This is a genomic window from Microbacterium sp. MAH-37 (assembly GCF_009758255.1).
Classification (GTDB): Bacteria; Actinomycetota; Actinomycetes; order Actinomycetales; family Microbacteriaceae; genus Microbacterium.
Genome location: NZ_WSEN01000004.1, coordinates 309032 through 322727, shown reverse-complemented (window position 1 = coordinate 322727; position 13696 = coordinate 309032). Strand labels below are relative to the sequence as shown.

Genomic DNA, 13696 nt, shown 5'->3' with positions numbered 1-13696 from the left:
GCCCATAGGTCCGTTCCGGCCATATCGAGCAGCGATGTCGTGGCTGATCTGCATCTTGATCTCACGGAGCCGTCGACGGCGTCCGCGGCAGCGCCCCGAGCGACGCGCTCAGGTCGGCTCGCGCAGAGCGCGTCGCGCCCCCTCTATGCGCACGGCCAGCTCCAGACGGAAGCGCTCCTCGGGCCGGTCGAGTCCGGCACCCAGCAGCACCCGCATCCGCTGAACACGCTGCTTGAGCGTGTTCAGGTGCACATGCAGGCGCCGGGCGGCCGCGGCGAGCGACCAGTGCTCGTCGAACAGCGCCGCCAGGGTGTCGAGGAGACCGGTGCCGTGCTGCTCGTCCCACGCCAGCAACGGCCCGAGCATCTCGGCGACGTAGGCGGACATCCGGGCGCCGTCCCCGTCGAACAGCAGCGCGTACGGGGCGAACGCCGTCGCGTCGACGACGCCCGACGCGGCGCCGAGGCCCGACGCGAGACGGCAGGTGCGCCACGCCTCGTCAGCCGCGGCGGCGGCGTCGCCGAGCGAGGACGCCGTCGCGACGACGGCGAAGGGCACCTCCACAGCGTGCACGGCCTCATGGACCGCGTGATCGGCTCCGTTCCGGGCGGCGGGGATCATCACGACGACCCCCGCCGGAAGAGTGGCGACCAGCCAGCCGTCCCGGCTGCGCAGGCGTGAGCGGATCCGATTGCGCTCGTCGCCCTCGGCGGGAATGGCCAGCACCGACCACCCCTTCCGCACCGGATACCCGTGGGCGGTCGCGCGGAGCAGTCCTGATGCCCGTCGATCGGGGCTGCTGTCCAGGACCTCGATCGCGAGTTCGCCGCGCACCCGGTCCTCGGCGTCGGCCAGTGCGTCCCGGCGCAGGACGAGCAGCGCCGCGGTGAGGGCCGACCGTTCGACGGTCCGCCGCTCCACGGCGGTGAGCAGCCGCTCGCCTCGCTCCACCAGCAGCGCACCCGGCCGCGTCGAGGCTGTGGCCACCGGTGCGATGAGTTCGTACGGGGTGCCCTCGATCAGCGCACTGCGGCCGTCGTCCCCGAGATCGGCGATGAGCCGGCGCAGTTCGGCCGGCGCGAGTCCTGACACGCGACCGGAATCGTCTTCGGCAGGCCGCCCGCCATCATCCTCGCCGGGATGCCGCAGGGAGATCGGTCCGCCCTCGTCGTCGACCAGCAGCACCGCGCGTCCCAGCGCTTCGGCGAGCGCTCCGACGACTGCGTCCGCTCCGTGTCCGAACACGACGAGCCGGGTCAGCTCTCCGTGCAGGCTGGCGGCCCATTCCGCCTGCTGCTGTCGGGATGCCGCCTCGGCCGTGGCATCCTGCGCCTGCTGCAGCAGCTGCGCGAGGCGCAGCACGAGCGCGGCGTGCCCTGCGAACGCCGTGAGCAGGGCCACTTCATCGGCGCGGAAGACGTGCGACGCCCTACTGGCGGCGAACAGCACACCGAGCACCTCGTCGCCCACGACCAGAGGCGCACCCAGCAGAGAGCGCAACTCCTCCTCCGCGACGATCGCGTCGATGGTCGGATCGTGCGGGACTGTCGACAGCGCGGTGTAGTCATCGACCCACTGTGGGCTGCGCGTTCGCACGGCGAGGCTCGCCAGCCCCACCCCGGCCGGCACGACCATGGCCAGGAACCGCGGCGAGATCGCGCCGCTCGCCGCCCGGACGTAAAGCTCGTCGCGCTCCGGCTCGTACACCGAGAGGTAGGTGATGTCCACGTCCATGAGCTCGTGGGCCCGATCGACGATGCGCTGCAGCAGGAGGTCGGCGTCGGGGATCGCGAGCAGGTCACGGGTCGACGACATCACCGCGCGCAGCTCGGCACTGCGCTGCCTCAGTGCGGAGAACCTGTCGGACAGGTCGATCAGCGCCTCGGCCGCCTCAGGATCCAGCATTCTCCTGGTCGCCTCGGGGTCGAGCCGCTCACCGTCCACGAGCGCGCGCAGTCGCGCGGCGAGTTCCGAGGCCATGGGTTCTATTGTGCCCGCCGCAGCGGTTCGCTCCGCTGTCGTCCGGCTATCGGACGTTCGTCTCGGATTCAGCGAATCCACTTCCCCTGCACAGGACTTTCACGGTAAAAGAGAACTTGTGCGCCTGATCGGCGCACACCGTTCGCGCCGTTGCGACACCCTTTCGCCCGGCGCGTGAAGGGAGAAGCGATGTCAGAACAATCCGCCCGCACACGAAGGCGTGTTGCGGCGACGACCTCGGCGTTCGCGCTCGCGGTCGCCGGTGTCAGCGCCTTCGGCGTGATACCCGCCAGTGGGGCGTCGTCCTCGGAGGCGGCCCCGGCAGCGCCCACCATCGGCGCCGACGAGTACTACATGAACTACGCCGCGCCGAACGTCGAGGGCGCCTTCGACGCATCCGTCGACTCGCCCGTCGCGAGCGCGAACGGCAGCACCAAGGGCTACAGCGGCGCAAAGGCACTCGAGCGCGCCAACGCGTACGACCAGAAGTTCGCGCAGGGCAACCCGAACGCGGCGCGGCAGCTCGCGAAGACCGAGGCGAAGTCGGTGAAGACCGGCAAGAGCCCGAAGAACCTCAAGCAGTCCAAGGGCACCCAGCAGGCCAAGCTCCTGACGATCCTCGTCGAGTTCGACGGCACCGAGGACTTCAGCGACCTGTACGTGCCGACCGAATGGGGCGCCACGACCTGCATGCCCGGCAGTGTGCAGGGTCCGACCCTGCACAACGGCATCCCGAACCCTGCGGATGCCGCGCAGAAGGACAACAACACCATGTGGGTGCCGGACTTCTCGAGCGAGCACTACAACAAGATGCTCTTCTCGGAAGAGGGCATCACCGAGCGCGTCCGCACCGACCTGACCGGCACCGACGGCAAGCCCGGGTTCGACATCTCCGGCTACACCATGAAGAACATGTACGAGGAGATGTCGCGCGGTGCGTACACCCTCACCGGTGAGGCCACCGCCTGGATCAAGGTCCCGCACTCCGAGGGATACTACGGCGCGACCGTCTGCCACCAGAACGAGGCGGGCGAGTGGGAGGCCGGCCCGATGCAGGACCAGCAGGGCCACCCCGACAACCCGCTCGGCCCCGGCCAGCTGCCGATCGACGCGGTGGCCGCTCTCGCAGCGCAGCAGCCCGACTTCCCCTGGGCCGACTACGACATCGAGGACCAGGGAGACCGTGACGGCGACGGAAACGTCATGGAGCCCGACGGCGTGATCGACCACGTCGTGCTCGTGCACGCCGGTGAGGACAAGTCCGGCGGCGGCGGCAAGGAGGGCACCTACGCGATCTGGGCGCACTCCTCCGCTGTGCCCGGCGGAGCGCCGATCCCCGGTACCGACCTGAAGCTGTCGAACTACATCGTGCAGCCGGAGAACTCCGGCGTCGGCGTGTTCGCTCACGAGTACGGACACGACCTCGGTCTGCCCGACCTGTACGACACCTCGAACGCCGGCAACTCCGACATCGACTTCTGGGACCTGATGAGCTCCGGCTCGCACTCCGGCCCGATCTTCCAGTCGATGCCGACGCACATGGGCCTCTGGGACAAGTGGGTGCTCGGCTGGGCCGACCCGCAGGTCATCAACCCCGGTGACGATGCCACGACCGTCAAGGTCGGCCAGACCTCGCGCCCCGCGAAGGGCACGAAGGACGGCATCAAGGTCAACCTGCCCGACAAGGAGATCACGCTCGCGACCCCGCACAGCGGCAGCGAGATGTGGTACTCCAACGCCGACCAGAGCTGGGCGGACAACCGCCTGACCCGTTCCATCGACGACGTGCCCGCAGACGCGAAGTTCTGGATGTGGAACGACTACACGATCGAGGAGGACTGGGACTACGGCTTCGTCGAGGTCTCGACCGACGGCGGCAGCACCTGGGCCGAGCAGAAGGTGTTCGACGCGAGCGGCGCGCTGGTCTCGACGAACGACGGCTACGCCGACCCGAACGGCCGCATGGCGGACTACGGAAACAAGAAGTACGGCCTGACCGGCGACTCCGGCGGATGGAGCCACGACTACATCGACCTGTCGGCGTACGCCGGACAGGACGTGCAGGTCCGCCTCCGCTACGCCACCGACGCCGCCGCTGAGGAGCGCGGCTGGTTCTCCGACGACTTCGCACTGACCTCGGGCGCCACCACCACGTGGAGCGACGATGTCGAGGGCGGCGACAACGGATGGACCGCGACGGTGGGCACCTTCACCGACACCTCGGGCACCGGATGGCAGCGTGACGGCGGCACCCAGATCAAGGCGCAGTACTACCTGGTCGAGTGGCGCAACCTCGACGGCTTCGACGAGGGCCTGAAGTACGGCTACACCACGGTGTACAGCGATGAGGCGTGGAAGGTCGAGAAGGTCCCCTACAACGCGCCCGGCGCGCTGGTCTGGTACCGCGACACCACCTACGGCAACTCGAACCAGGTCACCTCGAATCTGACGAGCCTGCCGAGCTACGGCGCGAAGGGCGGTCTGCTGCTGGTGGACAGCCACTTCGATCCGCTGCGCCGCACCGGTGCTGAGGCCGCGCTCGACCCGTCCGTGCAGAAGAACATCTCCAGCCGCGCGCAGTCGTCGAACGTCGCGTTCGGCCTGCAGCCGACGTACCAGTTCAAGGACTGCCTCGTCGACGCGTCGTACAACGAGGCCTGCACGACCTTCGCCCCGCAGGCGCCGGTGAGCACCTTCACCGACGACAAGGGCTGGGTGGCCGGCATCGAGCCGCTGACCGTCAACGGCAAGGTCGGCCTGTACAACCGTCTGCGCGACGCCTCGGTGGTCGTGCCCTCGGTGGGCAACGCGCCGTACACCACGCGCGTGGTCAACCCCGACGGCACCCCGGCGACGGACTACTACGGTCTCGACCTCGGGTTCACCGTGCTCGGCACGGGCAACCCGGCCGACTCCGGCGTGGGCTACGGCACCGTCATCTCGGTGAAGAAGGCCATGCAGGGCAACACCGCGGCGCTCATCTCGGTGACGCCGCCGAAGGGCTGATCACCCTTCTGAAACACCGGATGCCGGTTCCCGACATGCGTCGGGGACCGGCATCCGTCGTTCCGCCTCGACTCCCAGCCCGCGCAAAACTTGCATGAGCGTAAAATTGCGCGTCTGCAATTATCCGCTCCTCCCGAAGGGCTGACATGTCCACAGTGTCGATCACCGGTTCGACGCCGGTTGTGCCTCCAGAGGCGTCGAAGCCGATCATGACGCATCGGCAGATCCTGTTCGTGATCTACGGCCTCATGGCCGGCATGTTCCTGTCGTCCCTCGACCAGACCATCGTCGGCACCGCGATCCGCACCATCGGCGACGACCTGCACGGTCTGGATCAGCAGGCATGGGTCACCACCGCATACCTGATCACGTCGACGATCTCGGTGCCGATCTACGGCAAGCTCTCCGACATCTTCGGTCGCCGGCCGCTGTTCATCTTCGGCATCTCCGTCTTCATCCTCGGGTCGGTGCTGGCCTCGTTCTCGACCTCGATGCTGATGCTGGCCGGCTTCCGCGCGGTCCAGGGCATCGGCGCCGGCGCCCTGATGTCCCTGCCTCTCGCGATCATGGCCGACATCCTCGCGCCGCGCGAGCGCGCCAAGTACCAGGGGTACTTCTTCGCCGTCTTCGGCATCTCGTCACTCATCGGTCCCCTCGTCGGCGGCCTGTTCGCCGGCGCGAACGAGATCCTCTGGGTCTCCGGATGGCGCTGGGTCTTCCTGATCAACCTGCCGATCGGACTCATCGCACTCGGCATGGTCATCGCCTTCCTGCACCTGCCGAAGATCGCCGCGCACAAGAACCCGCGCATCGACTGGTGGGGCGCGACAGCAGTGATCGTGGCGCTGGTGCCGCTGCTTCTGGTCGCCGAGCAGGGCCGCGAATGGGGCTGGGGATCGGTCACGTCGATCTCCTGCTACGTCATCGGCGGCCTCGGAGCGATCGCGTTCGTCCTGATCGAGATCGCCATGAAGCGCGACGCGATCATCCCGATCCGTCTGTTCCACTCGCACGCGTTCTCGTGGGCCACCCTCATCGGCGTGCTCGTCGGCTTCGGCATGTTCGGCGCGATGATGACCATCCCGCTGTACATGCAGATCGTCGCCGGCCTCACCCCGACCGAGTCCGGCTTCGCGATGCTGCCGATGGTGGTGGGACTGATGATCTCCTCGCTGGCCGCAGGTCAGATCACCGCCCGCACCGGACGATACGGATTCTTCCCGCGCATCGGCACGCTCACGACGGCCATCGGCTTCCTGATCCTGACCTTCGTGTCGAGCGAGACGCCGTTCTGGTACATGCTCATCGGCATGCTGGTGGTCGGCCTCGGCCTCGGCCAGCTCATGCAGTCCCTCACGATGGCGAGCCAGAACGCGGTCGAGGCCCCCGACATGGGCGTCGCTACCAGCGCCGCGACCTTCTTCCGTCAGATCGGCGGAACGCTGGGCACCGCGATCATGCTGTCCCTGCTGTTCACGCTGCTGCCGACGAACATAGTGAACAGCATGGCCGATGAGGACACCCTGACCGCCGCCCTCGACGCGGCCCTCGACCCGACGGTGGCCGAGGCCCCGCAGAACGAGGCGGTCATGGCGCAGCTCTGGACGCCGATCGTCGAGCCGCTGCAGGAGAACATCCAGAAGCAGCTCGACGCCGCGTCGCAGAAGGCCGAGGCCGCGGCATCGGATGCCGTCACGAAGGCCGTGACGGCCGGTGTCGACCAGGCCGTCGCAGCCGGGCAGCTTCCGGCGTCCGCCGCGCAGGGCGTGATCGATCAGAAGGTGGCCGAGGCGCTCCCGGCCGCGCAGGAGAAGGCGCTGCAGGTCGTCGCCGACAAGGCGCACGCATCCGTCGTGGACGGGACCGTGGCGGTTGACTGGGCCGACGACGCGCAGCGCACCTACTGGGTCGACAAGCTCGCGCCCGAGATCTCCGACAAGATCGCCAGCGGCGACTCGAAGGCGTCGGGCGGTTCGAGCAGCGCCGTCAGCGACACCTCCTTCCTGAACGGAGCGGATGCCGCACTCACCAAGCCGTTCATGGTCGGGTTCACCCAGGCCATCGACGTCATCTACTGGGTAGGCTTCGGAGTGCTGATGCTCGCCTTCGTGCTGAGCTGGTTCTTCCGCGCACCGCCGCTGCGCACTCGCTCCGCGCTGCAGGAGCGCGCCGATGAGGCCGGGCTCAGCGAGACCGGAACGATCAAGGTGCAGAACTGACATGACCGACGACCAGGCCGCAGGGGAGCCCGCTGTGGGGCTGCGCGAGCGCAAGAAGAAGCAGCGCAGGGCGGCACTGCATGAGGCTGCCCTGCGCCTGGTCGAACGGCAGGGTCTCGACGGCACGACCGTCGAGCAGATCTGCGAGGAGGTCGGCGTCTCTCCCCGTACGTTCTTCAACTACTTCCCGTCGAAGAGCGCGGCCACGCTCAACCTGCCCGAACAGATCATCTCCCCCGCGGCCGCCGAGCGCTTCCGCAAGGCGGAGGGTGAACTCATGCCGGCCATCTGCGATCTGCTCGCCGACACGATGAGCTCAGGCATGGAGCGGCGGCGGCTGAAGCGACTCATCTCGGAGCAGCCGCAGCTCGTCACGGAGTTCACCCAGTGGATGAGTGCGCTGAAGGCGGAGTTCCAGGAGCTCGTCGCCGAGCGCGCGGAGTCGGAAGAGGTCGCCGATGCCGCGATCATGCTCGCGCTGGCGTCCTTGCGCATGCTGATGCACCGGCCGTCGGATGACACCCGCCCCGACTCCGTCCGCCTGCTGGCGGCGATGGATCGGATGGTGGACGTCCGGCACGCCGGGATGACGACGCCGCAGGGCTGATCCGGATGTGAACCGGAACGCCGGTCCCCGACGCGCGTCGAGGACCGGCGTTCTCTGCTGTCGTCACATCCACTGCACCAGCTGCCAGACCAAGCCGTTGGGGTCGGCGAACTGGCAGTACCGCTCGCCCCACGGCTCGGTCTCGGGAGGGATGACGACCCTCGCCCCCGCGGCCTGGATGCGCGCGAACTGCTCGTCGAGGTCGTCGACGACGAACACGAGCAGAAGGCCCTGCCCGGCTGAGCCGGCGATCTCGGCGGGCTTGAACGTGCCGAGCCCGGTGGCGAGGAAGATGAGGTTCGTCGCCACGGCGGGATGCTGCAGCGACACGAACCCCTCGGCGGCCATCGCCTCCTGATATCCGAAGTGAGTCTTGGCGAAGTCGGCGGAGGCGTCCACGTCCGCGACGTTGAGCGAGATGGCGGTCTGGGTGATGTTCATGGTGTCTCCCGTCATAACTTCGTACAACGTACACTAATATGGATTCTATTCCCGAGGAGGTTCCGTGATGCCGAGACCGCTGATCGATCTGCTCTGGCGCGACGCTCCGGACGCGCCCTCCGGCGGACGTCGCGGCCCGCGGCCGAAGCACTCCGTCGGCGAGGTCGTCGACCGGGCGATCTCATTGGCCGACGACCTCGGGCTCGCCGGTCTCACCGTGCGTGCGCTGGCCGACTCGCTCGGCATGACGACGATGTCCGTGTACACGCACGTCGGCAGCCGCGACGACCTGCTCGTGCTGATGGCCGACCGCGCGCATGCGCGGATGGCCGCCCCGCCGTCCGCCGACACGGGCTGGCGCACCCGGGTGCGCCAGGTCGCCGAGGACAACCTGGCGCTGCTCCGCAGGCATCCGTGGCTGCTCGATGTGCACGACCCTCGCACCGCGCTCGGCCCGGGCACGATCGCGAAGTACGACCGCGAGCTGCACGCCTTCGACGGCACCACCGCCGACGACATCGCCCGGGACGCCGCCCTGTCGTTCGTGCTCGACTTCGTGGGCGCCGCAGCACCACGGATCATGCGGATGCCGGATGACGCCGGGTTCGGCGACGCATGGGAGCAGTCCGCCGGGCCCCTCGCACGCTACATCGGCGAGGACTTCCCGCTCGCGCGCCGCGTCGGCGCCGCCGCGGGTGAGGCGATGGGCGCCCCCTACGACGCTCGTCGCGCCTGGGAGTTCGGGCTGGACAGGGTGATCGCCGGGCTGGCCGACCTCGACCGCTGACAGCGGCGGGCCGGCTCACTTCAGCCGCGGGTCGTAGGTGGGGTCGGGGTACGCCCGCGGGCATCCGTTCTGCGGTGCGGATGCACGGTACTCGAAGTGCCAGCGCTCGTTCGCGTAGGTCTGGCACAGCCCGAACTCCCGCCCGTGGTCACCCAGCCAGATCGCGGCATCCAGATCTCCGATGTCCACCGCCTCGCCATGCACGTGCGAGGACTTGTCGGCCGGGGCCACCCACTTGGCGGCCTCCTCGCGCGAGCCGTAGGTCGAGATCGCCTCGACCAGCAGCTGCTCCTGGCGCTCCGGGGTGCGCCATCCGCTGTTCACGACCATGTCGATGCCGTCCCGCCGCGCGGCCGTGGCAGCCTCGCGCAGCGCCTCCCGCAGCTCCGGATCGAGCTTCGCCACCGTCGGGTTCGTGTCGTCGAACGGCGAAGCCGGACCGTCGACGATCTCCGGTTCGGCGGAGGTCGCCACCGCGGGAGGCGCCGGGTCCCCACCCGGCATCCCCGCATCCGGTGCCGCCCCGGCCACCTGCACGATGACGCCCGTCGCGACCACGACGATGCCCAGCAGGGCGAGGCAGAGGGCTGCGGCTAGGGCGAACGGGGCACGGGGGCGCTGCGCGAGAGTACTCATGCCCTCCACGCTCTCGAACCGGATGTTGCCGGGCTGTATGCCCCGGAGCATACGTTTTCGATACCTCCCGGCTCGTAGACTGCGAGCGTGCGGGTGCTGATCCTTGAGGACGAAGCGCTTCTCGCCGAGGCCATCCGCGACGGTCTGCGGCTGGAGGCGATGGCCGCCGACATCGCGCCCGACGGGAACACCGCGCTCGAACTGCTCTCGTACAACACCTACGACGTCGCCGTGCTCGACAGGGACGTGCCGGGGCCGACCGGCGACGAGGTCGCGCAGTCGATCGTGGCATCCGGTTCGGGGATGCCGATCCTCATGCTCACCGCCGCTGACCGGCTCGACGACAAGCAGACCGGATTCGAGCTGGGCGCCGACGACTACCTCACCAAGCCGTTCGCGCTGCGCGAGCTCGTGCTGCGGCTGCGGGCGCTCGCCCGCCGCTCCGCGCACGCCGCCCCGCCGGTGCGCGAGCTGGCCGGGCTGCGCATCGATCCGTTCCGACGGGAGGTGTTCCGCGACGGCCGCTACGTGCCGCTGACCCGCAAGCAGTTCGCGGTGCTCGAGGTGCTGGTCGCCGCGGACGGCGGCGTCGTCAGCGCCGAGGAGCTGCTCGAGCGAGCCTGGGACGAGAACGCCGACCCGTTCACCAACGCCGTCCGCATCACGATGTCGGGGCTGCGCAAGCGGCTCGGCGAGCCGTGGGTGATCGTGACCGTGCCCGGCGTGGGATACCGGATCGACGATGGCGCGTAGCCGCGGGATGTCGGTGCGGGCGCGGCTCGCACTGAGCTACGCCGCCGTCATCGTGCTGACCGGTGCGGCGCTGCTCACCGTGGTCTGGCTGTTCCTGCTGCGGTACGTGCCGCAGGGGTCCGGGTGGATGCAGGGCTCCGACGGCCGCCCGCGGGTCGTGCCGTCGCAGGGCGATCTCGTGCGTGCGTTCACGCCGCCGACGGTGGCGATGTTCGCGCTGCTGGTCGTGTGCGGGCTGGTCGGCGGCTGGCTCCTCGCCGGACGGATGCTGCGCCCGCTGGGCCGGCTGCACGAGGCTGCGGGGCTCGCGGCGGAGGGTTCCCTCTCGCATCGCGTCTCGCTGCCGGGGCGCGGCGACGAGTTCACCGACCTCGCGGACGCCTTCGACCGGATGCTGGCAGAGCTGGAGCGGCACGTCGGCGAGCAGCAGCGCTTCGCGGCGAACGCCTCGCATGAGCTCCGAACGCCGCTGGCGATCACGCGGACCATGCTGGAGGTGGGCGCGGCCGATCCCTCGGTCGACCGGGACGAGCTGCTGGCGCGGCTGGCTGCGGTGAACGCACGGGCGATCGGGCTGACCGAGTCGCTGCTGATGCTCTCGCGAGCGGAGGGCGCGGTGCGCTCGACCGAGAAGGTGGATCTCGCGCTGCTGGCCGAGGACGCGGTGGAGACGCTGGCGCCGCTCGCCGCGAGCCGATCGGTGGAGGTCGACACCGAGCTGTCACCGGCTGTGACGACCGGGTCGGCGGCGCTGCTGCAGCAGCTCGCGACGAACCTCGTGCACAACGCGATCGTGCACAACCTGCCGTCCGGCGGAGGGGTCGCCGTGCGCACGTCGTCGGAGGCCGACGCGGTCGTGCTGGTGGTCGGCAACAACGGCGCACGGCTGTCCTCGGAGGATGTCGAGCACCTCACCGAGCCGTTCCAGCGCGGCGCCCGCACGACGGAGCACGGAGAGGGTGTCGGCCTGGGCCTCGCGATCGTGGCATCCATCGTCCGCGCGCACAGCGGCGAGCTGTCGCTCGCCCCGCTCGCCGACGGCGGCCTCGTCGTGACCGTGCGCCTGCCCGCCTGACGGTGCGCCTCGGATGCTCCCTCCTCCTCGCTCCGGTCCCAACGGATGCGGGTCCGCCCGGCGAAACACCCGCAACGAGTGAGACCGGAGCCCCTTGGCGAGGCGCCGACGTAGGCTGACGGGATGACGGATGCCACGGTCGACAGCGTGCTCGCGGAGCTCGCCGCCCTCGAAGACCCGAAGGCGCGCGCCGTCAACGAGCGGCACGGCGACGACCACGGCGTGAACCTCACGAAGCTGCGCGCGGTCGCGAAAGCCGCGGGCACATCGCCGCAGCTGTCGCGCGAGCTGTGGGCGACGGGCGACACCGCCGCGCGCCTGGTCGCGCTGCTGATCGTGAAGCCGAAGGAGTTCTCGTCCGACGACCTCGACCGCATGATGCGCGAGGCGAACGGCCCGAAGGTCTCCGACTGGCTGGTGAACTACATCGTGAAGAAGTCGCCGCTGGCCGAGGAGATGCGACTGCGCTGGTTCGACGACGCCGACCCGGATGTCGCGGCATCCGCCTGGGCGCTCACCACGACGCGCGTGATGAAGGATCGCGACGGGCTCGACCTCGACGCGCTGCTCGACCAGATCGAGCGCGAGATGAAGGATGCCCCGGAGCGCCTGCAATGGGCGATGAACGAGACTCTGGCGAACATCGGCATCTACGACCCGTCGCGCCGCGAGCGCGCTCTCGAGATCGGTGAGCGCCTGCAGGTGCTGGCCGACTATCCCACCGCGCCCGGCTGCACGAGCCCGTTCGCGCCGAGCTGGATCGCCGAGATCGTACGCCGCCGCGAGGGCTGACAGCGCCCGCCCCGCCCGCTCGCCCGGCCCCCGCTCAGAGCGCGCGGAGCGGCGAGTGCACCTCGGAGGGGCGTGACACGTCAGGGGCGAGGATCGCCAGCAGGCGCACCAGCGTCGACATCCACAGCAGGGTGAGGCCGACCACGATCGCCTCGAGCGCAGTGATCGGGAACAGGTGCACGGCGAACGAGAGCACCACCGCGAGGATCACCACGGCGACGACGGCGACGGTCGTCGCGCGCAGGGTGCGCGAGCACTCCCTGGGCAGCACCAACGCGGTCGCGACGGCGGCAGCCACGAACAGCACCAGCGCTGCGGTCGCGGCGACGAAGTGCGCGGTGGGCACGCGGGTGATCGGAAGCAGTCCGACCGCGGCGAGCGCCGCACCAGCCAGGGCCCAGGCGATCACGACGAGTGCGATCCGGCGCAGCGCTCCGTCACCGAGCAGCCGGTGCAGGTCGCGGCCGATGTAGGAGCCGACCGTGGCGATCAGCAGGCCGGCGACCATCAGCGTGCCGTTGAACGCCCAGGCCCCCGCACCGCCGCCCAGCTGCGAGAAGTTCTTCTGCCACCAGAGCGGGTCGACGGCGGTGATCATGGCGAACATCGTGCCGATGATGAGGAACCCGAACAGCAGCGCTGCGAGGTCGGTGGTGCGCAGATCGACGCCGGCGGCGAACGCCAGCCGACCCGCGACGGCCGACGCGACACCGGTGAAGATGCCCCCGGCCAGCGGCACGAGCGAGATGTCGTGCAGGCCGTTGGCGAAGACCTCGGCGCCCAGCAGAGTGCCGAGCGCAGCGACGCCGCCGAAGGCGATCGTCACGGCGACCGAGGAGATGTCCGAGACCACGGTCTGCCAGCGCGGCATCCCGGAGGTCTCGCCGCGGCGGTGCATCAGGGTGCTGACCACGAACGCGGCGGCAGAGATCAGTCCCGCGACGAGGGCGGCGGGCATCATGATCGACCCTGGGCCGGCGAGCGGTCGCGGCGGTCCGAGCAGCAGCAGGGTGCCGAAGGCGGCACCGAGCACGAAGGATGCGGCCGTCACCCACAGGCCGCGGTCCTGCTCGCGCAGCGCCCGCTCCTTCTCCGCCCAGCCCCGCGCCTGCCCGTTCATGCCCCCATCGAACCATCGGTCGCCGACGTTCGCGGCCGCGCCGCTCCGCGCATGCACAGCCTGCTGGGGTCGCAGTTCGTCCCGCTTTCCCGCACTCATCGCGGGGCCAACTGCGACCCGAGCGCAGCGGACGCTGGCTGAGCGGGACGAAATGCGACCCGGACGCGGGCGAGCTCGGCACTCCGGCAGACTGACGTCGGCGCCGCCGCATTCGCCGCGACGCCCTTCGTCAGAAACGCCTCGGAGACAGACATCCCTGTCGCGCGCGCCGGATGTTCAC

11 protein-coding genes are annotated in these 13696 nt (G+C 69.7%); 7 read left to right on the top strand and 4 right to left on the bottom strand.

Annotated features, from left to right (window positions below):
- Positions 1-108: 108 nt before the first annotated feature.
- Complete coding sequence (locus GON06_RS04945; RefSeq protein ID WP_157311184.1) at positions 109-1980, bottom strand: helix-turn-helix domain-containing protein; 1872 nt, start codon at positions 1978-1980, stop codon at positions 109-111.
- Positions 1981-2169: 189 nt separating this feature from the next.
- Here GON06_RS04945 and GON06_RS04940 point away from each other — a divergent pair, with 189 nt between their 5' ends.
- The 3 genes from GON06_RS04940 (at position 2170) to GON06_RS04930 (ending at position 7812) form a co-directional block, all read left to right on the top strand.
- Positions 2170-4986, top strand: a complete 2817-nt coding sequence (locus GON06_RS04940) for an immune inhibitor A domain-containing protein (protein WP_157311183.1) — start codon at positions 2170-2172, stop codon at positions 4984-4986.
- Positions 4987-5195: 209 nt separating this feature from the next.
- Positions 5196-7205, top strand: coding sequence for an MDR family MFS transporter (locus GON06_RS04935; protein ID WP_157311182.1), 2010 nt, complete (start codon positions 5196-5198; stop codon positions 7203-7205).
- 1 nt (position 7206) lies between these two features.
- Positions 7207-7812 (top strand): TetR/AcrR family transcriptional regulator, encoded by a 606-nt coding sequence (locus tag GON06_RS04930; RefSeq protein WP_157311181.1) that lies wholly within the window; start codon positions 7207-7209, stop codon positions 7810-7812.
- A 63-nt stretch (positions 7813-7875) separates the two neighbouring features.
- Here GON06_RS04930 and GON06_RS04925 read toward each other — a convergent pair whose 3' ends face one another.
- Entirely contained in the window at positions 7876-8253 is a 378-nt protein-coding gene (locus GON06_RS04925) for a VOC family protein (RefSeq protein WP_157311180.1), read from the bottom strand.
- A gap of 67 nt (positions 8254-8320) precedes the next feature.
- Between GON06_RS04925 and GON06_RS04920 the strand changes: the two genes are divergently transcribed.
- Complete coding sequence (locus GON06_RS04920; protein WP_157311179.1) at positions 8321-9040, top strand: TetR/AcrR family transcriptional regulator; 720 nt, start codon at positions 8321-8323, stop codon at positions 9038-9040.
- 15 nt (positions 9041-9055) lie between these two features.
- Here GON06_RS04920 and GON06_RS04915 read toward each other — a convergent pair whose 3' ends face one another.
- Positions 9056-9676, bottom strand: a complete 621-nt coding sequence (locus tag GON06_RS04915) for a M15 family metallopeptidase (RefSeq protein WP_157311178.1) — start codon at positions 9674-9676, stop codon at positions 9056-9058.
- Positions 9677-9763: 87 nt separating this feature from the next.
- On the opposite strand from GON06_RS04915, the gene GON06_RS04910 reads away from it, so the two are divergent.
- The 3 genes from GON06_RS04910 (at position 9764) to GON06_RS04900 (ending at position 12296) form a co-directional block, all read left to right on the top strand.
- A complete protein-coding gene (locus GON06_RS04910) occupies positions 9764-10429 on the top strand; it encodes a response regulator transcription factor (protein ID WP_332837164.1) in 666 nt (221 codons plus the stop codon).
- The gene (locus GON06_RS04905; protein WP_198346611.1) at positions 10419-11504 is read left to right on the top strand and encodes a sensor histidine kinase; all 1086 of its coding nucleotides are present in this window, start codon (positions 10419-10421) and stop codon (positions 11502-11504) included. The genes GON06_RS04910 and GON06_RS04905 overlap by 11 nt, the downstream gene beginning before the upstream one ends.
- A 123-nt stretch (positions 11505-11627) precedes the next feature.
- The gene (locus tag GON06_RS04900; protein ID WP_157311177.1) at positions 11628-12296 is read left to right on the top strand and encodes a DNA alkylation repair protein; all 669 of its coding nucleotides are present in this window, start codon (positions 11628-11630) and stop codon (positions 12294-12296) included.
- 34 nt (positions 12297-12330) lie between these two features.
- Here the strand turns inward: GON06_RS04900 and GON06_RS04895 are convergent, their stop codons facing one another.
- Positions 12331-13416: a hypothetical protein gene (locus GON06_RS04895; protein WP_232528159.1), complete on the bottom strand. Its 1086-nt coding sequence runs from the start codon at positions 13414-13416 to the stop codon at positions 12331-12333.
- Positions 13417-13696 lie beyond the last annotated feature (280 nt).

What these genes read in the sequence shown, in the direction of transcription:
- GON06_RS04945 (WP_157311184.1), bottom strand. Translation starts at nt 1,980, where the DNA reads ATGGCCTCGGAACTCGCCGCGCGACTGCGCGCGCTCGTGGACGGTGAG.
- GON06_RS04940 (WP_157311183.1), top strand. Translation starts at nt 2,170, where the DNA reads ATGTCAGAACAATCCGCCCGCACACGAAGGCGTGTTGCGGCGACGACC.
- GON06_RS04935 (WP_157311182.1), top strand. Translation starts at nt 5,196, where the DNA reads ATGACGCATCGGCAGATCCTGTTCGTGATCTACGGCCTCATGGCCGGC.
- GON06_RS04930 (WP_157311181.1), top strand. Translation starts at nt 7,207, where the DNA reads ATGACCGACGACCAGGCCGCAGGGGAGCCCGCTGTGGGGCTGCGCGAG.
- GON06_RS04925 (WP_157311180.1), bottom strand. Translation starts at nt 8,253, where the DNA reads ATGAACATCACCCAGACCGCCATCTCGCTCAACGTCGCGGACGTGGAC.
- GON06_RS04920 (WP_157311179.1), top strand. Translation starts at nt 8,321, where the DNA reads ATGCCGAGACCGCTGATCGATCTGCTCTGGCGCGACGCTCCGGACGCG.
- GON06_RS04915 (WP_157311178.1), bottom strand. Translation starts at nt 9,676, where the DNA reads ATGAGTACTCTCGCGCAGCGCCCCCGTGCCCCGTTCGCCCTAGCCGCA.
- GON06_RS04905 (WP_198346611.1), top strand. Translation starts at nt 10,419, where the DNA reads ATGGCGCGTAGCCGCGGGATGTCGGTGCGGGCGCGGCTCGCACTGAGC.
- GON06_RS04900 (WP_157311177.1), top strand. Translation starts at nt 11,628, where the DNA reads ATGACGGATGCCACGGTCGACAGCGTGCTCGCGGAGCTCGCCGCCCTC.
- GON06_RS04895 (WP_232528159.1), bottom strand. Translation starts at nt 13,416, where the DNA reads ATGAACGGGCAGGCGCGGGGCTGGGCGGAGAAGGAGCGGGCGCTGCGC.